At 56.1% G+C, this 18,513-nt stretch carries 13 protein-coding genes; 5 read left to right on the top strand and 8 right to left on the bottom strand.

The window, feature by feature from the left end:
• Positions 1–4: 4 nt before the first annotated feature.
• Positions 5–643, bottom strand: a complete 639-nt coding sequence (locus tag CLV88_RS14745; protein ID WP_106609185.1) for a hypothetical protein — start codon at positions 641–643, stop codon at positions 5–7.
• Between the two features lie 131 nt (positions 644–774).
• Here CLV88_RS14745 and CLV88_RS14740 point away from each other — a divergent pair, with 131 nt between their 5' ends.
• Both CLV88_RS14740 and CLV88_RS14735 read left to right on the top strand, forming a co-directional pair.
• Positions 775–2,745: a di-heme-cytochrome C peroxidase gene (locus CLV88_RS14740; protein ID WP_207797070.1), complete on the top strand. Its 1,971-nt coding sequence runs from the start codon at positions 775–777 to the stop codon at positions 2,743–2,745.
• A 75-nt stretch (positions 2,746–2,820) separates the two neighbouring features.
• Entirely contained in the window at positions 2,821–4,233 is a 1,413-nt protein-coding gene (locus CLV88_RS14735) for a glucosamine inositolphosphorylceramide transferase family protein (RefSeq protein WP_133169971.1), read from the top strand.
• Between the two features lie 5 nt (positions 4,234–4,238).
• On the opposite strand, the gene CLV88_RS14730 is transcribed toward CLV88_RS14735, so the two are convergent.
• Entirely contained in the window at positions 4,239–5,408 is a 1,170-nt protein-coding gene (locus tag CLV88_RS14730; protein ID WP_106609182.1) for a glycosyltransferase, read from the bottom strand.
• On the bottom strand, positions 5,395–7,602 hold the full coding sequence (locus CLV88_RS14725; RefSeq protein WP_165798909.1) for a GumC family protein: 2,208 nt from the start codon (positions 7,600–7,602) through the stop codon (positions 5,395–5,397). The genes CLV88_RS14730 and CLV88_RS14725 overlap by 14 nt, the downstream gene beginning before the upstream one ends.
• Before the next feature lie 357 nt (positions 7,603–7,959).
• Between CLV88_RS14725 and CLV88_RS14720 the strand changes: the two genes are divergently transcribed.
• On the top strand, positions 7,960–9,396 hold the full coding sequence (locus CLV88_RS14720; protein WP_165798908.1) for a hypothetical protein: 1,437 nt from the start codon (positions 7,960–7,962) through the stop codon (positions 9,394–9,396).
• Position 9,397: 1 nt separating this feature from the next.
• A complete protein-coding gene (locus CLV88_RS14715) occupies positions 9,398–11,086 on the top strand; it encodes a hypothetical protein (protein ID WP_106609179.1) in 1,689 nt (562 codons plus the stop codon).
• Positions 11,087–11,094: 8 nt separating this feature from the next.
• Here the strand turns inward: CLV88_RS14715 and CLV88_RS14710 are convergent, their stop codons facing one another.
• Entirely contained in the window at positions 11,095–12,273 is a 1,179-nt protein-coding gene (locus CLV88_RS14710) for a polysaccharide pyruvyl transferase family protein (protein ID WP_106609178.1), read from the bottom strand.
• Between the two features lie 147 nt (positions 12,274–12,420).
• On the opposite strand from CLV88_RS14710, the gene CLV88_RS14705 reads away from it, so the two are divergent.
• Positions 12,421–13,638 (top strand): glycosyltransferase, encoded by a 1,218-nt coding sequence (locus CLV88_RS14705; protein WP_106609177.1) that lies wholly within the window; start codon positions 12,421–12,423, stop codon positions 13,636–13,638.
• Positions 13,639–13,899: 261 nt separating this feature from the next.
• Here the strand turns inward: CLV88_RS14705 and CLV88_RS14700 are convergent, their stop codons facing one another.
• The 4 genes from CLV88_RS14700 to CLV88_RS14685 form a co-directional block, all read right to left on the bottom strand.
• Entirely contained in the window at positions 13,900–14,604 is a 705-nt protein-coding gene (locus CLV88_RS14700) for a sugar transferase (RefSeq protein WP_106609176.1), read from the bottom strand.
• A gap of 346 nt (positions 14,605–14,950) precedes the next feature.
• Entirely contained in the window at positions 14,951–16,372 is a 1,422-nt protein-coding gene (locus tag CLV88_RS14695; RefSeq protein WP_106609175.1) for an oligosaccharide flippase family protein, read from the bottom strand.
• Positions 16,373–16,423: 51 nt separating this feature from the next.
• Positions 16,424–17,611 (bottom strand): carboxylate--amine ligase, encoded by a 1,188-nt coding sequence (locus tag CLV88_RS14690; protein WP_106609174.1) that lies wholly within the window; start codon positions 17,609–17,611, stop codon positions 16,424–16,426.
• Between the two features lie 62 nt (positions 17,612–17,673).
• Positions 17,674–18,408 (bottom strand): RraA family protein, encoded by a 735-nt coding sequence (locus CLV88_RS14685; protein ID WP_165798907.1) that lies wholly within the window; start codon positions 18,406–18,408, stop codon positions 17,674–17,676.
• Positions 18,409–18,513 lie beyond the last annotated feature (105 nt).

The following is an 18,513-nucleotide window of genomic DNA, read 5'->3' as shown; positions in this document are numbered from 1 at the left end:
CCGGTCAGGTCTGGTTCATCCAGAATGAGGCCAGCGTGAGAGCCGTGAACACCCCCAGGATCGTCAGGCACAGCGCGGTTTTGTTTTTGGGCGGTTTTCCAAAGAACGACATGGCCTGAGCAAAGAGCGCAAAGGCGCAGACCGCAAGGAACAGCCATCCTGACGCGCCCTTGAGCGGGGCGAAAGCCGACCAATAGAGCGCCATTCCGCCAAGGATAAGGGCAAATTCCAGAATGATTGATGCGGGCCGGTTTTGCCAAAGGCCAAAGCCGACTTTGCGACCGTGCGGCAAAATGCTGAGTGTGTGAACATGTACGATCAGGTCCAGAAACCAGTGCGACAGAGCGACAGCGAAAATGACAAGGGCGACCGCCCCTGTCAAACCAGCCCCAAGCGCCAATCCCGCGCAGGCGAGGCTGATAACACAAGCGCCAAGCAGGCTGTGCGAATAGGGCATGTAGTAGAGATTTAGCGGCGTGGTCGCAGTGGCACCGGGGCGGATCTCTACCTTTTCCACGCCCGCCAGTACCAGTGAAGACCAAACGATGTCGATTGACTGGGTGGCAAGGAACACTGCAGGCAGGGGCGCTGCGGGGATCAAAGCGTGTGTTCCTAGAGCAATTCCATAGTGACCAATAAACATGATTTGTCTCCTCGCATTAACACTATGCGAGAAGAAATGAGTGACACACAAGCATAGGGTGAATTATGCTTGGTTCCATCCCATTGGTGCTTTCGCACAGGTGTTTATTTTAACTGTTTAGGAACAATATGTTGCGACGGTTCTTTTCATTTCTAGGTTCGTGGAAGTTTTGGCTGATTGTTGTGATCGGCGTGGCCGTGTTGGTCGTGATCGGGCTAAAATCGCCCACGGTGGCCACGTTGCGAGAGCGCTTGACACCACCTGAGTTGCCAGATGTGGCCACGCTGGAGATGGCTGATGAGATGGGGCAAAACTGGAGTGCTGACACGCGGCACAGGTTCCATCACACCTCTCAGGGGACCAGCACGTTTCCGGTTCCGGTAGAGTGGTTGCTGGCGCTGGAGGTACCGGAAGCCTCGTTGAGCGGTTTGTTGTGGCCCAACCGACAGCCAAGGCTTTTCGAAACCGGGTATCTGGCGCGGTTCGGGTTCATTCCATCGCCGGTTTCGCCGGACAATCCGTATGGGCTTCCGATTGGGTTTGCGACGTCGGATTTCCAGAATTTGCCGGGTGTGTCGGGCAAGGCAACATCTCTTGGGTTGACCTGTGCGGCCTGTCATACGGGGCAGTTCAGCTATGAGGGCAAGCGATATGTCGTGGACGGCGGGCCGTCGACCGTGGATTTGGATGCGCTGACCAATACGTTGGGGGCGGCGTTGGGGCAGACGGCGTTGGCTTCGGCTTTGCCGACACCCAACCGGCGATTTGAGCGGTTTGCCCGGACCATTCTGGGTGATCGCTATGGGGCGGCGGCGAAACAGCAATTGGCGGTCGATCTGAAAGGGGCACTGGGCGCGTCCTATCCGGATCGGTTCAACGTGCTTGAGGGGCATGGACGGTTGGACGCGCTGAACCGGATTGGCAATCAGGTTTTTGCAGAAAATATTGACCGGCCACAGAATTACGTGCCGATTTCGGCGCCGGTGAATTTCCCGCATATCTGGACATCGTCTTGGTTTAACTGGGTGCAGTATGACGGGTCGATCATGCAGCCGCTGATGCGCAACTCTGGCGAGGCATTGGGTGTGCATACGCATGTCAACACAACCGCGCCCAAGGACGAACAGCGGTTTTCATCTGCTGTGCCGGTCAGAAACCTGGATTGGATCGAAGATACGCTGGCAGGCAAAACACATCCGATGGAGGCCAAGGCTTTTGGCGGGCTGTTGTCGCCAAAATGGCCAGATGCGTTGGGCGCGATTGACGGAGAATTGCGCACCAAGGGTGCCGCGCTGTATGCAAAACACTGTTCCGGGTGCCATTTACCCGCACCGGATAGCGAAGCGTTCTGGTCGGATCGGGTGTTCAAAAAAATCCAGTACACGTCCGGTGCGCAGCAGTTGGAAACGGAACTGCCCTATATCAGTGTCAACGTAATCCCCTTGCGTGTGGTGGGCACCGATCCGGCACAGGCGGGAATTTTGCGGGATCGCACAATCGACACCGCCGGTAATATTGAGACAGGGACCGAGGCTATTGGGCTGGCGGCGACGATCTGTTTGAACCAAGGCAACGGCGCATTGGAGCAGGTTCGGGTGAATGACGGACCGATGCTGAATTTTGCCAAGGCGCTGGCGGCGCTGGTGCAGAACACCAACAATGCGTGGTTCGAGGCCAATGGCATTGCCGAAGCCGACCGCGCGCCATATCAAGGTAACCGGCCAAACTGTTTGCAGGCGGATGCCGGATATAAGGCGCGCCCGCTGAACGGCGTTTGGGCAACTGCGCCGTTCTTGCATAACGGCTCGGTCCCGACATTGGACGATCTGTTGCGCCCGGTTGATGAACGTCCTGCATTCGTGCAATTGGGCAGCCTCGAGATTGATCCGATAAAAGTGGGTGTGAAACAGCCCGATTTGGGGGCTGACAGCTATCCACCTTATCAGGATGGGCTGTTTATTCTGGACACATCGTTGCCGGGAAACCTAAATTCAGGGCATGGATTTGGAGTGCAGAAAAACGGCGACAAGACGGGTGTGATTGGGCCCGCGTTCACGGATGAGGAGCGCGCGGCGATCATCGAGTTTCTGAAGTCGATTTGACGCAAGGCGAGCGAGGGCGAGCGTATCCTGAAAGTTGGAATTGTTTGCCCGAGCGCGTTGGCCGGTGATGCAGGCGTGGTGCGTCTTGTTTCTGCGTTGAAACGAGACGCGCGCTACGAGCTTGTTTTGTTTCAGCGTGTTGCGGACGAAGACATGGCCCGACCCGGTGGCGCCATGGCGGTCATAGAGCGGCTTGAGACGCGATTGCGGCCTTTGTCTAAACCGGTTGAGGCTCCTGTCAGCGACGTGGTGCCGGGACAGCCCGATGTGGTGATCGATTTTTCAATGTCTCAAGTTGCGTTTGATATTGCCACCCAGGCGCGGTTTGGGATGTGGCGACTATCGTCTTATGCGGCGGATGCCGGATGGGCAGAGATGTCTCGGGGGGCGCCGTTTGTTAAGGTGATGCTGTCGCGGGTGGGGCGGGACGGTGAGGATTCCTTTCTGGCGGCGGGCAGCTATGACACCAAACCGCTTGTGTCGATGACAAAAGCCTATTTGCGCGAGAAATCGGTGCAATTGGTCCTGCGCGAGTTAGCGCGGTGCGATGTGGATGGCCAAGGGCCACGATTTGAGATGGTGCCGGGGCACGCGTCTGTGTCAGTTGCGGGATATTTGGGTGCTGTTGCTGGGGAAGCAGCGGGGCGTGTTGTTCGCAAGGTCAGATCGCGGATGGGGCGCGCGCCACGGCAGTTTCGCCTGCGCTATGGGCGTGGCGGGTTGGACGACTTTGATCCGGCGAGCGCGATTGAAGTGACCCCAGAGCGGGGAACATTTGCAGCGGATCCGTTTTTGTTTCAGTGGCAGGGCGCGACATACTGTTTTTACGAGGAATATGACTATTCCCGAGGGTTGGGGCATCTTTCGGTGGCGCGTGTGGATGAGGCCGGTTGGCACCCGTTGGGCGAGGTGATGCGGCGCGACATACATTTGTCGTTTCCGTTTGTCTTTGAGCAAGATGGCGAAGTGTACATGATCCCCGAAACCTGCGCGGCCAAACGGGTTGAAGTGTGGCGCGCAACGGATTTCCCTTTGGGGTGGGAACTGCACACTACAGCGTTGGAGGGGCAAGCCGCGTCAGATGTGGTGTTGGCAAAACACGGTGGAGAAACGTGGATGTTTGCCAATCTGAGCAGCGACAGCTTTGGGGATTTTTGCAGCGATCTGCATGTGTTTCGGGTGGATGGCCCCGCCTTGAAATCCGTGGAGCCGCATCCGATGAACCCTGTGGTGATTGACAGCGCCACGGCGCGCAATGCCGGGCGGGTGCACGTGGGCGATGGCCGGTTGGTTCGGATGTCACAGGACAATACCGGAGGTGTTTACGGCTATGGGTTGAACGTGATGGAGATCACTGAATTGACGCTGGAGGCATATTCCGAACGGCGACTAAGACACGTGACGCCAGAGCAGATCCCCGGTGTGATCGGCTGTCATCATGCGGATTTTGCGGATGGGTGGTTTGTGGTGGATGTTAGACACCCTTAGGTGGGTCACTCTTCGGTAAGAGCGATATCGAGGCCATGGTCGCGTGCGAAGGCAAGGAAACGTTCGACAAAAACCTTTTCAGAGAATTTCTGGGCGTGTTTGACGATGGAATGTGCTGGCAGTTTGTCGAGGCCCTGTGCCTCAAAATCCGTAACGGCTTGTATCAACCCTTCGACGGTTTGATCCTGAAATAAAAGACCCGTTTTGCCGTCAACAACGGTGTCCAATGCACCACCTTTTCCATAGGCAATGACGGGACGACCCGAAGCCATGACCTCGACCGGAACAATGCCGAAATCTTCTTCTCCGGGGAAGATCAGCGCGCGGCAATGGGCCATGTATGCCTTCATTTTGTCAAAGCTGACACGTCCGAGAAAATGGACATATTCCGGATTTGCGAGCCGCGAAAGGGTGCGTTCGGTTTTGGGTGGACCGCCAATGACGATCAGCGGTTTCTTAAGGCGATTGAATGCCTCCACCGCGAGATCTGGGCGTTTATAGGGGGCGAGCTCACCCGCCCAAAGGTAAAATTCGCCCAGTTCCGAGGCGGGTACGGGCGAAAAGTCCTCGACCGCGACGGGGGGGTGGACGACGTGTGACGGACAGTCCCAATAGGTTTTGACCCGATTGGCAACATGGTTGGAATTGCTGGCGATACCATCAAGCGCGCTGGCGCTTTGCTGGTCCCAGCTGCGCAATTTTCCAACCAATGCGGGCATCACGGTACGGGTGATCAGACCGGCCTGCTGTCGGTAAACATCGTATTGATCCCAAATGTAACGCATGGGGGAATGGCAGTAGCACAGGTGCACCGCGTCAGCGCGTGTTTTAACGCCTTTGGCTGGGCCGGACTCGCTGGAAATGATCAGGTCAAAATCTGTCAGGTCGAGTTTGGCGAGTGCGTTTGGCATGAGCGGCAGGTATTTTTGGTACATGCTGCGCGCCATGGGCAGGTTGGAGATTTTGGTGGTGCGCACCTCGTGGCTGTTGATGAGGTCGCTCATCTGGTCGGGCGCGTAGACATGGGTGAAAATGACCGCTTGTGGGAACATGCGGCATAAGGTTTCCAGAACCTTTTCACCGCCACGCATTCCAACCAGCCAATAATGGACAATGGCCACCCGCAAATCGCTGGCGTTTGTGGTTTGGATATGGGGATAGCTATGAGTATTCATAGCTACCGACTTCGTATTGGCGCGAGGCGTTACGGTTATTGGCCATGCTGAGCACCGCACCGTCGATTGGCGTATGAGCCTTTTTGAAGTGGCGGATACCGCGCATAACGGCAGACCGTTGGGTGCTTTCACAGGCGACAACAAGAATGCGCGCATCGACAAGCTGCGAAATCAGTAATGCGTCAAGTGCTGGGAACAATGCGGGTGAGTCAATCAATACGGCGTCGTATTTGTCTTTGAGCTCGGTGATCAAGGGTTCGATCCAGTCGGTCGACAGATCCTCGACCGCCTGCAAATCAAGGTCGTCAAAGGCAAGCACGTCAAAATCAAGGTTGTCCGCCCGGTAGATTACCTCAGACAAATTGCATTTGTGGTTGATGTAGTCCGACAGGTCGTTTTCGAGCGTAATCCCAAGTTGCCGTTTGATGGACGGTCCGCGCGCGTCAAGGTCAAGCACGATGACGTCTTTGTTGGCCATGGCGGTGACTTGAGCCAGCGCGAGAAGCGTGGTTGATTTGCCTTCGTTCTGGAGCGCGGATGTGAGCATGACGGTTTGTTGCCGATGTCCCATCACATCAAGGGATGTGCGCAATTGTCGGACACCTTCGGAATAGGCACCAAGTGGGTTGCCCTTGACCTCTGACAGAATGTTGCGCGCAGCCGATCGTCGCAGTTTGGGCAGCGCTGAGAGGATTGGCAGATCGGTGGCGCGTTCCAGCTCGTGGCTGGAGCGGAACGTGGTGGGGGCCATTTCATTGAACAGAATAACCGCGCCCAGCACGGTGCCAGCCAGAATGGCGGTAAAGGCCGCCATCAGTTTGGGTCTGGGCGCCGTGGGGATTTCAGGGCGAATGGCGGTTTCGATCAGTTTTGCGTCAGCTTGTTGCAGGTCGCGTTGGCTGCGCATCTCGGTCAGGCGTGTTAACAGGGTCTGATAGTTTTGGCGCGACGCTGCGGCCTCGCGCTCTAACTGTTTGAGTTGCAGCATACTGCCGGAAATCTGAATGACCTTGGCCTCGAGGTTGGCAATGCTTTGACTCAGGCTTGCTTCGCGCAGCTCGGCAATTTCTAGTTCATTGCGCTGGATTTCAAGGACATCCATGACCTCGCGCTCCATTGCCTGACCGACGGCTTCTAGTTCATCGCGGATGCGTACACGCCGTTTTTGGGTTTCGTCAAAGCTGCGGGCCCATTCAGCGTCTTCTTGCAGGAGTGACAGTTCCTGAACGCGCAAAGTCTCCATCGTGGGAGTGTCCACGATATTGGCTGCTGCGCGTGGGCCACGGGTGTTGATCGTGCTTTCCAGTTGCGTAAACCGCGCACGAGCGGCGACACGCTCTGAACGGGTTGCGATCAGCTGGGTGTTAAGGCTGGAGAGCTGTTCAACGGTGTTTTCCAGTGTGCCGCCGTTTTCCAAAACACTCTTGGCGATATATTCAGATACGGCCAGTTCGGCGGCTTCCACCTCGGCTTCCAGCGTGCTGACTTGCGCCTGGAGCGAGTCGGCAGCCTGTGTGACGGCGTCACGTCGCGCGCCGGTCTGAGTGTCGAGGTAGACATTGATGACGGTGTTAGGGATGACTTGGGCCAATTCACGGTCGCCAAATTCGGACTTCACGACAATCACAAAGGAATCGGGTTCGTCATAAACGGACAAGCCGTTTCGGATGGCCTTGACCACGCGGGCGGTGCGTTGTTCTTCCTCGGACAGACCGCTGGAAGGTGTCGGGGCGGGCGACGATCCGGTGAGGGCGCCCAGTGCGGATTTGACCGTGTCTTTGCCGCGATCCATCAGCGATTTAGGCTGTAAGGCCGGGTCCAGTTTATTCTTGAGGTCATCGGACAGCAGATTGACCACGTCTGTGATCAACAGATTTGAGCTGAGAACGGCAACTTCTCCGTTCACCATTTCTTCGCTGGGCTGAAGGGACGCAACAACCTCGTTGCCGGTTACGATCTGTGCTTTGCGCGGGTCAAGAACCACCTTGGCATATGCGGTGTAGGTGGGTGCCATGCTGGAGACCAAGACGAAGACCGCAATACCGACGCCAAGCATAACAAGCAGGAAACGCCAGCGTTTTTGCCAGAGGCTGCGAAACAGCGCCCGGATATCATGTGAATCCGGGTCGGTCAGGCTTTCTCCGCGCGGCATCCCGTAGGGGGATGCGTCATGTCTGGGGTCGTGTCGATTCATCCAACGTTCCATTTTGTGTTCCGGCGGATTGAAATTGCTGCTCTGACCGGTCTGTGAACACCGGAATTGCCATGCGATATTCATACGGTTGTTTTGCCGCCGCGCCGGTTTCCCCAAATTGTGACGTCTAATGTCCCGTAAGTCGAGGTTAACGGACCAGATTCGCATGACGCCGGGTTCAATGCGCTGATTGTTGCACAATCGCGGCCAGAGGGTTGGATTGTTGCGTGGTAGCAAGGGGAGCGTGCCCGGTTTGCGCCGAATCATATCTTGAAAGCGCTGACGTTTAGATAGATTTGCCGCGTGTGTTCGCGTGTCTTGACAGAAACAAGCGCGCGTAGCTTATGCTGGATGACAATGGAGATAGTCCCAAGCACATTCCTGGCCCTGGCCGCCTGCGGTTTGATTGTCAGCCAAGGCCCCTACAAAAGCCTGTGGGTGTTTTTTGCGTTGGTTCCGTTTGGTGCCGCGGCGGCGTTTAATTTGCCCGCGGTTGGTGGTTCGACTATCGGGTTGAAGGAATGCGCGGTCTTGGCTGTTTTTGCATGCTGCGCGGTGCAACCCTATGGAGCGAACAGGATGCTGGGCACGTTGAAACCCGGCCAGCCGGGGTTCTGGTTGCTGATGTTCTGGTTGTTTTGCCTGCTTTCAGCACTGTTTGCGGCGCGGGTGTTTGCAGGGCAGACTGAGATTTTTAGCCTGTCGCGCAGCTCGAATGATAGCGGCATTGTTGCGATTCCGCTGCGGGCGACGAGTGGGAATATCACGCAGCTGTTCCTGCTGACGATGAGCGCGCTGGCCTATCTGTGTTTTGCGACTTTGTTTCGGGCGCGGCCCAATGGCGCCATTGTGGTGCGCTCGATGGTGGTTGCATCGGTGGTGCATCTGGTGCTGGGATTGCTGGATGTCTTTACATTCTCAACCGGGACCAGTGCCCTGATGGAGCCGATCCGCACCGCCAATTACGCCATTCTGGAAGACCATTATATGATGGGTCTAAAACGCATGATCGGAGGCTTTCCAGAGGCGTCGGTCTTTGGCGCATTTTCGCTGGGGCTGTTTGCGTTTTGGCTGCATTACTGGGCGCAGAACCGGCAATCAAAGATTGCGCCGTGGATGTTGGCGTTGTCGATCTTTGTCTTGCTGAGATCCACGTCTTCGGGCGCGTATGTGGCGGTGGTTATCTATCTGGTGCTGTATGGCGGTTTCATGATGGTGACGCGTATGCGCGACCGCCTGCCCGGACGCGCGGCGGCGGTGGCAATTGCGGTTGTCATGCTGTGCTGGCTGTTTGGATGGACATTGTATGTGGCGATGGAAACGTTAACGCCGGTGTCTGATTTTCTGGAACGCTCGCTGTTTGGCAAGCTGGATACCAGTTCGGGTGTGGAGCGGATGAGCTGGAACAATCAGGCGTTTCAGAATTTTGTAGATACGTGGATGGTGGGCGCGGGATTGGGCAGTGTGCGGGCGTCAAACTGGCTGGTGGCGAGTTTGGGCAGCATTGGGGTGATTGGCACAGGTTTGTATCTGATTTTCTTTTTGTCATTGTTCCGCCTGTCGCCTGATCCGCGTGATCAGGAGAATGTGGCGGTTACGGAATCGCTAAAGGCGGCGTGTTTTGCGTTTTTCTGCTCGGATTTGTTGATTGCGACGACGCCCAATCCGGGCATGTTCTTTTTCACGTTAGCCGGATTGTCGGCGGGTTTGTCGCGGGGCAGTGTCTTGAGGTATCGCGCGATGGTTGATGTACCGTTACAGACCAAGGCCATGCGCGGGCAGGCGGCGTACTGAGATGTCGGGGTATTTGAGCAAAGTGCGACGGTTACTGGCAAGTGCGCTGGTGATCGGGATCTGTGCCCAACCAGCGCTGGCCCAAGACCGGGTTGGTGCGCGTCTGGGGGCGGCTTCTAATTTTGGGCAGGCAACATCGGACAGAATGATGCAGGCAGCGATTGCGCTGGGCGTGCGTGATTTTCGCGATGCCGTCTATTGGCAATCGGTCGAGCAGGCGGGCGGGGCGTATGACTTTGCGGGGCCACGTGTTGTTTACCCTGACACGATTGGCGCATTTGGGGCGCGCATGAGTTTGACCGTCAACAACCCGCATGAACGCTATGACGAAGGCAACACGCCGTACAGCGCGGAGGCTGTGGGGGCGTTTGCGCGGTTTGCGGCAACGGCGGCGCAGCGGTTTGCAGCGGTGGATGCCGTTGAGGTTGGCAACGAGATGAACAGCCAGAGATTTGCGTCGGGGCCGGGGTGGGATGGCACATTAGAGGAGCGGGCGGCGGCGTATGTGGCACTGCTTGCTGAGACCTCAACTCATGTGCGCGGACTGGAAAAGCCGATGCGTATTCTTGGCGGGGCGGCAGAATCGATCCCGCTAGCGTGGTTTGACGCGTTGTTTGAACAGGGCGCGGCCAAGTTTGTGGATGCCTGGGTTGTGCATCCCTATTCGGTGGCACCAGAGGATTTGCCCGCGATGATCGACCTGTTGCGGTTGCGGCCAGAGGCGCGGGAAGTGCCGTTGGAGATCACGGAGTTCGGATGGCGCTCGGGGCAGGAGGCGCCAGCTTATCTGATCAAGAGCCATTGTCAGATGTCGCTGTCTGGCGTAACGCGCGCGGTTTGGTATCCGCTAAACCCAAGGGGTGACGGGTATGCGCCGCTGATTGGTGAGGATTTCGAGCCCACGGACGTGGGCAAGACATTTGCATTGATACAGCAGTATTTTGTCGGGCAATCGGTTGCGCCTGTCTCTGACGATCCGCTGGTTTTTGGCTGTCGTTATGGCGAAAACGCCATGGTTCTGTGGGGGGCAAATCGGGATGTGGTAATCCGCGACCCTAATATTCGGGCTGTTTTGCCCAATGGTGCGGAATGGGGCGGCGAAAAGATCACGTTGGACGAAGATACGCCGGTGATTTTGGTGTCTGCGGAAGGTGCGTTGGGCGAGGAAGTCCAGCTTGGCCAAAGCCCTGTGCTGGCAGATACCCGGTTTCAGTTTGCGTTTGATCCCGCGCAGCGAGGAAGCAATTTCAGTTGGCACGTGCGCAAGGGCGGTGCGGAAAGGCCAATGCAATTGCGGCGTGGGCAGGAAAAGAACGGAGTACCGTGGACGCCCTATCTGGGCACCGATCTGGATGGGTTGACGCGGGCTGGTCCGGGCTGGGTGCTGCCCGGATTGCATGGCGATGCGCCCTTGGACGTCATGGTGCGCCACGTGAGCCCGAAGGCACGAGACGTGATAGTGCAGGTGGATATATCCCCGGCGGATCGCAGCACCGATGGGGTGACCTTGGATGTGATTCTGAATGGAGATGTGCTGATCCACGAGGTGGTGACATCCGCGCAAGAATTTAATCTGGGGCCGATCGCAGTGGGCAAGGCGGATCAGGTGGATGTGATCGTGGGGCCGGGTGAGACATCACAGGGTGATGTCACGCAGTTGCGGGTGCGGATGTATCGAACGACGCGTTAAGCGCTGGGCTACTTGGGCACGGTTGTTAAAGCATGGATGTCATCACGGGTTTTGGCGAGGATTTGAGCGTGTTGATCCGGGTTTATGCCTTGGGACAAGGCTGTGTTGAGTTTTTCGAGCACGTCTGCTGGAGAGATTTTTGGGTCTGTCAGAACGCGGTCACCGAGGTGCACGGTTTTGAAAAAGTCGGCCAACTTATTGTCCCATCCAAACCCGACGCATGGAATTTGATAGGAATACGCAACGATACATGCGTGTAGTCGGTGGGCAAGCACAGCGCGATAGCCAGAGATCAGCGACACCAGTTCGCGGGGCGTATTTGGTGCGCTTTCAATGCGAAGTGCTCCGGTTTCCTTATGTGGGTGCAGGTCTGGGTGTGTGGCCAGTGTTTCCACGGTGCGCCGGTCTTCGGCGGCACCATTGCAAAAGATTGAAACCGGATTTTCTTGGGCGATCAGCGTGAGAATGATGTCGGCGTAGAAGTCCAGCCCGTTGCCGCTGGTTCCGGCGGCTTGACCATCCGCATGGTAGTTGAGAATGCTGGGATCGGTGATGCACAGGCCGATACGATCACCGTGTTTAGACGGCGCACCATAGGTGGCGAAGGCCAGCAAACCCGGATCGAGCCGCAACAGGGGCAAGGGGGATGTGCCTGGACATTGAGACTGCCAGTTTTCGATTGATCCGGCATCGCGCAGCCCAATCAGAAACAGATCGGGTGAGAAGACATCGTGAAACAGGGCAGCGCCGGGTTTGGTCCAATTGCTGGCAACTCCCGCCGCGTAGAGTGCGTATGGAATTCCAGCGCCACGCAACAGGCGCGCAACGCGGCTGACCTTGAGCGGGAAGTTGAGATCGGCGTCTGACAGAATCTGACCGCCGCCGATGATCGCCAGATCCGCGCCATTGAGGGTCTGAGACCAGCGCGGCGCGTGGGTGTCGAGCAGCTTTCCCAGCTTCCATTTCACGAGCAATTGCCGGACAGGTAAGGGCAGGGCAGACAGTACGCGCAACACGTGTTGGCGATTTTTGACCATGACCTGACCAAAGCCTTCGCGCCCGGAGATGTCGATGCAGTTGACACGCGGCTGAGCGGGGGCGGCTTCAAGCGTGTGGGACAGGCATTCCGCAATGACACCGTCGCCAACATTTTCGCTGTAAGGCAGGCCAAAGATGACAATTTTCATTGTGCAGTCCCAATTGTCTGTTCGACACTAAAGGTATCTGGCATGGCTGATGTGCACAGATAAAAATTGCGCACGAATGCAACGTTGTGGCTGTAAGGTGCAGAGAAACCGCGGTTTGTGCCGCAAGATGCGGAGATAAGCCAAACCATGCCGGTCCAAAAGGTTGTCGTGATCAATGATGCCAGCCAAGCGCGGGGTGGCGCCACCGGATTGGCGCTATTGTCTGTGCGATTGCTTCGAGAGCGCGGTGTGCCGGTTGTGTATGTGTGTGGGGACGATGGCGAAAACGATGAGTTGGCGCGATTGGGGGTTGAGGTGCACGCCCTCGGGGGCGAGCGGCTGTTGTCTCAAAGCGCTGCCAGGGCGTTTCGACGCGGGCTTTACAATGACGCGACAGAGGGATTGATCGCCCAAGTTCTGCGCAAGCATGATAGCGCGGGCACGGTGTATCATCTGCATGGGTGGGCGCAGGTGTTTTCACCGGCGGTGTTTGAGGCGCTGCGTCCCGTGGCACGGCGCACATGGGTGCATGCGCATGACATGTTTTTGGCCTGTCCAAACGGTGTTTACATGGACTACCGGCATGACACTGTGTGCCAGCGCGTGCCGTTGTCTTTTGCCTGTGTCACGCGCAACTGCGACAAGCGATCCTATCCGCACAAGCTGTGGCGGTTGGCGCGTCAGCGCAATGTCCAGCGGTTGTTTGCGAGACAGGAGGGCTGGGCCGGCATTGTGCCGATCCTTCCTGCGATGATCCCAAGGTTGTCGCGCGCCGGGTATGAGCCGGAGATGTTTCACACCGTCAGAAACCCGGCGCGGCCGTTTACGGATCAGCGGGTGTGTGTCGAAGAGAACACCGGATTTGTCTATGTCGGACGCTTGGAGGCCGATAAAGGAGTTGCCCGGCTGGCCGAAGCAGCCGTTCGCTGCGGTGCACACGTGACCTTTGTGGGCGAGGGGCCGTTGGCCGAAACGCTGGTATCGCAAGGTTTCGAGGTCACGGGGTGGCTGACGCGCGAAGAGATAGGGCAACGTATTGAAGGACATCGCGCGCTGGTCATGCCGTCGCTGCATCCCGAACCGTTTGCCCTGGTCTTGGTCGAAGCGCTGGGCAGCGGCGTGCCGGTTCTGACGGCGCAATCTGCGCTGATGGCGGAAGAGATTTGTGGGTTAGGTGTGGGGTATCAGTTTGATGTTCATGACATCGATAGTATGTGCAGTGCTCTGACTACGTTCGACGAGCTGTCGGATGACGCCTTACGGGGCATGAGCGAAAGGGCCTTCGATGTCTGGCATCAGTTGGCCCATACTCAGCAAAGCTGGATCGACGAATTGATGGAGCTTTATGAAAGCGTGGCGCGCTAGGGTCAGGCGCCATTAATCCTGCGCCACTGGTTTGACAGGTTTTCGGTTTAGTTAGGATCAGGGGTGAAGGAATAGCGGTTCAATTTTAAGATCCCGAGACATGGCCGGGCTGAAAATCCGCCAAATCCAAAGGACGCCAATTCCGTTTCATCTCAGAGGCTCGGGCCGTTCAATAAAATGAGCAACACTTACCTTCGCAGCCCAAACCAACGATATTTCGCGGATTTGGCGCCAGAGATGCAGGATTAATGGGGCCTGACCTTAACGCGCGTCGCTTTGGTTCAGGACGACAAACACCGTTTTAAGGATGATTTTTATGTCGGTCCAAAGACGCAGGTTTTTAACATAGCCGACATCAAGGGCAACGCGTTCCGCGTAGGTGGTGTTTGAGCGCCCGCTGACCTGCCAAATGCCGGTAATGCCGGGTTTGACCGACAAACACAGGCTGAGATCTGCACCATAATGGTGTGCCTCGTCGCGGGTAATGGGGCGCGGGCCAACGATTGACATATGGCCCACCAGAACGTTCCAGAATTGCGGGATTTCGTCCAGGCTGGTCTTACGCAGGAACGCACCCAGCTTGTGAACGCGGGGGTCGCGATCAAGTTTTTGCCTTTGTTCCCATTCCGCGCGCGCAATCGGATCTATGCGCAGCACTTGTTCAAGGCGCTGGTCGGCATTCTGTGCCATCGTGCGGAACTTGTAACATGGAAAAGTTTTGCCACCTTTGCCCAGCCGGTTGTGTGCGTAAAACACCGGACCGCCCTGGGTGAGTTTTAATAGCAGGCAGAGCAACAGAATAAGGGGCGTTACGGCGAACAGAGCTACGGCGGCAAAGGTGCGATCAAACACAGGTTCTAGCAGGCTGGCAGTTATGCCCCTGCGTTGGTTGCCTTCTGCGACCCTTAACTTGTATGCAGTCTCTGGCCCCGCGCTTGGTTCCAGAGGAATACGCTGTTGGTACAAGTTTCGTCCCCCTCAGTGACGCTCTGCAAATATTGCATAAATTGGATATATGCTTTCCGTAAAATATTGAAACAATAGGTTTCCGTGTGGGAAACGATAGTGCTGATTGGTGATCTGAGTACCATTGAGGCCCAAGAGGCGGCTGTTCCGCGAGGTGATTTCCACCTGTGTTGAATGGAGCGCTCTGCCGTCGCAGTATTGGTTCCACCAAAGAATATTTGGCATAAATCTCTGAAATTGTTTGGTTTTTGGTGAAAAACGGTCGGGCTGGAGCGTCGGTCTATGGTGCCCAGAGCTGCAAAATAGGCGCGCTGGAATGGTTTGTACCTCTCAATTGAGCTGAGACTTAGCTGGCGGGTAAAACAAGCAACTTAGCTTTTATGCAGATCGTAATGCTCGCCACCCAGCAAATAAATAACGAGGCAAATAGAAACATGAAGGCTGTCGTGTCCGGCAGATGGTTCAAAAAAGAATCAGAGGCGGAAATCATTGCGATGCACATCAGCGAAATGACGACGCCGGGTGTAATGTCACGCACGATATCGGACAGCTTGAGGTCCAGCTCTTTGACCATCGCGATGAGTGAAACTGTTGAGATAACAACGGCCGTGCCAAGCAGACAAAAGGCGGCCATTTCGGCACCAGAACGTCCAATTGTCAGCAACAGGACCAGCAGAACGATCAGGCCGAGCCATCGAATGCGCTCTTGGATGATCGCCTTGTTGCGGCAGCCCATTGTCGGCTCAAGCAGCATGGAGCCCAATCTAATGGCGCGGGCCAGACAAAGAATTCCGATAATGGGTGCCGCTGGCAACCAGTCTTTGGTGAAAACCAGCACGACAATTTGGTCGGATAGCAAAGCAAGTGACACCATTGCCGGCCAAATCGCTGCGGCTCCAAAGGCAGTGTATTCGTGCCAAGCGGACGCCATGTCGGTGCTCTGGTTTTCTTTTTCGAGGCGCGAGAAACGGGCCCAGCTGAGCAGGGAAAGCGGGGTTGCCAGCAAGTCCGAGGCGGTTTGTGCGATGCGGGCTCCGCCACGAAAGGCACCAACGGCGGCGGGCGTCAGAAAAAGCCCGAGCAGAAAATCTGCGCCGTAATTATTGAACATACCGGTTGCGGTTGTGACCCAAAGGGACCGGGCGGTTTTCCAGCCGCGCTTGACGATTTCGAGCTGGCAGGAAAACCGAGGGAACCGGCGCAGGATCGCGGTTGTGACCAACAATTCGACAATGGATGTTGTGTACCGGCCAAGAACCAGCGCGTATACGCCCCAACCGGATCGCAGCGCGAGGATCATGGCGATCAGCGCGATCACTTCTCCGACAACGATATACGCGCTGGCGGTGCGGGGGCGTTTGTCGGCAAAGAGCTGTGCTTCGTTCCAGGCGATTGGTGCACGTAGGAAGGGCAAGAGGCAGAAAACTACGAGCAGCGCGCCGAGATTTGAGGCATTTGCCTGTGAAATCAGGCCAAGCCCGAGGAAAACGAGTGACGTTATGGCCGCCATGATAAACAGGACCCAAAAATAGGTGTCCTTGTCCCGGTCCAAATCGTGACTGCGCAGGAGCGCGTGGTAAAAGCCGGTAAACATAAAGCTGTTGGAGACAACCAACAGCGCCCATGACAGTGCGAACACACCAAATTCAGCGAGTGAAAGAACGCGCGATGCAATCATAATGCTGACAAAAGACAGGCATTGAACCAACAAACGTGCGCCAACGCCAACGGCAAAAGGAGACGCAAGTTTTTGGATGAAACTATGCATTTGAAAGTCGTCGACAGATGCCCGTGGCACAAAGTGGAAAAAGTGGAAGGATCAATTCAGGCGCCCGAGACGGCGAAATCCATTTCTGAGCGTCTGGCCCAACCGGATGAGTTCAGGCACCGGATCAACCCAGCTGAAAGAAGGCAAAATCCATCGCTTCTCGAAAACGGAGCCCAGCCATTGCCAGAGCGTCAGCTCGCCCTTTTTGCGCAATTCGAGATAGGCGCGGAAGTCGCGTATCGGATACCAGCACCGCAGGCCGTAGTCAAAATTTTCAAGTTTTGGAATGGGTTGGCCCGTAAGGTCGCAATAGACGATCAGATCCGTTTTGGCCCCGACCTTGATCAGCAGGCGATGGGGGGCTGTAAATCTGGAGTTCAGCTCGATAATCTTGAGTTTGCCGTCGCGGGCGTCGATCTTGAATTCAAGCTCTGCAATGCCGCGCCAACCGATGCCAGAAATGAACTGGTGCCCGACGCGATCGGTTTCTTCGTGCCATTCGGTATTATGAAACACAGCGCCGCCCATGTTCTTGGGCAGGCGACGAATAATGGTTTTGGTGAAATGGATCAGCGGTTTGCCGTGCTCTCCGTAATAGGTGTAACAACTGGTCGCCATGTTATCGTCGCCCGGGATCATTTCGACAATCATGATGTCGAGATCGTGGTCAAACGCGAGCTGCGCCTTTTCCAGAAGCTCGTCCGGACTGTCTTCGATGATAAAGAGCTTTTTGCCAAACGTCTCGACAAAGTGGTGCGAGTGCATGGGTTTGATCATGACCGGAAAGGTGACATCGGGCACCGCTTGGCGTACGTCTTCCATGTTTGAGACCGGCCAATATAGAGGCGCGGGCACGCCGACCTGATTGGCAAGGTCGAGTGTGTCCTGCTTGTTCAACACGGCGCGTTTCAGGTCTGGATCGAACCGTTCAAGAATAAAGCGGTCTTTTAGGGCGTCATAATTGTCGAGGACAAATTCGATGGAATCGTCATTGAGCGCGAATAGAATGTGCCCCTCGAGGCCATGGGTGTCAGCGCCCAAAAGCAGCGCGCGCCAATGAGCATGGGTTTCGGTTCCTTCGGGAACCGGAAAACTCTGCTGGCAATAGCGGCTGTTCATCACCCAGCAACCGGAATTGCCACTGGCCTTGATCGGCACTCCCAGCGGACCAAGGTGGCGTGCAATTGCGAGCGCGTTCATTTCGCCGCCAAGAAACAATATGGGGGTGCTGGTATTCATTGGTCGCCTTCTGGCCTGTTTGAAAAGCGGTCAGAGAGCGCCGCGCTGTATTGTAAGGACGATCAAGAGTTTTCGTCTAATCGACAACCTTTTTCTTCAAGAAGATCATCAACCCACGCATTCGAAAAATTTCCCATGCGTATATTTGCGACGTATTCGGACATGCGTGCATCGTTGGCCTGAAGTCGCGCGAGAACCTCGGTGGCAAAGTCCTGAGGGACCACAGTTACCCCGCTGCAATCCGCGCAGATGACATCACCTTGATTGACCACTACGCCGCCGCAGCTGATCGGGTAGTTTATTTCGCCCGGCCCCCGATGGAGCGGGCCGAAGGGTGTCGTGCCACGGGCAAAGATCGGCATGTCGAGTTCCTTGAGGCCGTCCAGATCACGCACCAGACCGTCAATGACAAACCCGGCTATGCCACGCGACGCTGCCTTGTTTGCAATCAGGTCGCCAATGACAGCAGCGCTAGCGGAGCCGGTGCAATCGACAACGATCACATCGCCGGGATTGGCAATATCCAGTACCTTGTGCACCATGAGATTGTCGCCCGGATACACTTTGACCGTGCAGGCGGGGCCAAACAGCTTTCTCGTGTTCACAACGTTATTGATCTGTTGATGCATCGCGAACATGCGGTTGAGCATGTCAGACACATCACATGATTCAAATTTGCTAAAACCATCAATGATATCTTGGGGTAGCCGTTCGCTGGATGACTTGATGCGAAATCCTGGTCCCGGCGTGATGTCCGCGGATTTGGGTTTCGCGGCGCACACATTTTTTTCCAACATTCTGTCTTTCCCCCAGTTTAAGACGGTAGAACCGATCCGAGTAGACATGAACAACGGTCCGCGCCCGGAAACGGCGACGCAAACCCAATAAGATTTTAATACAAA

The organism is Shimia abyssi, assembly GCF_003014475.1.
GTDB lineage: Bacteria > Pseudomonadota > Alphaproteobacteria > Rhodobacterales > Rhodobacteraceae > Shimia > Shimia abyssi.
Note: the sequence above shows the minus strand (reverse complement) of the source record. Positions and strands in the feature narration are given on the sequence as shown.

Excerpts from the sequence above, each read along its gene's own strand:
- CLV88_RS14695 (WP_106609175.1), bottom strand. The coding sequence starts at position 16,372 with ATGCATAGTTTCATCCAAAAACTTGCGTCTCCTTTTGCCGTTGGCGTT.
- CLV88_RS14725 (WP_165798909.1), bottom strand. The coding sequence starts at position 7,602 with ATGAATCGACACGACCCCAGACATGACGCATCCCCCTACGGGATGCCG.
- CLV88_RS14705 (WP_106609177.1), top strand. The coding sequence starts at position 12,421 with ATGCCGGTCCAAAAGGTTGTCGTGATCAATGATGCCAGCCAAGCGCGG.
- CLV88_RS14710 (WP_106609178.1), bottom strand. The coding sequence starts at position 12,273 with ATGAAAATTGTCATCTTTGGCCTGCCTTACAGCGAAAATGTTGGCGAC.
- CLV88_RS14715 (WP_106609179.1), top strand. The coding sequence starts at position 9,398 with ATGTCGGGGTATTTGAGCAAAGTGCGACGGTTACTGGCAAGTGCGCTG.
- CLV88_RS14730 (WP_106609182.1), bottom strand. The coding sequence starts at position 5,408 with ATGAATACTCATAGCTATCCCCATATCCAAACCACAAACGCCAGCGAT.
- CLV88_RS14745 (WP_106609185.1), bottom strand. The coding sequence starts at position 643 with ATGTTTATTGGTCACTATGGAATTGCTCTAGGAACACACGCTTTGATC.
- CLV88_RS14685 (WP_165798907.1), bottom strand. The coding sequence starts at position 18,408 with ATGTTGGAAAAAAATGTGTGCGCCGCGAAACCCAAATCCGCGGACATC.
- CLV88_RS14720 (WP_165798908.1), top strand. The coding sequence starts at position 7,960 with ATGGAGATAGTCCCAAGCACATTCCTGGCCCTGGCCGCCTGCGGTTTG.
- CLV88_RS14690 (WP_106609174.1), bottom strand. The coding sequence starts at position 17,611 with ATGAATACCAGCACCCCCATATTGTTTCTTGGCGGCGAAATGAACGCG.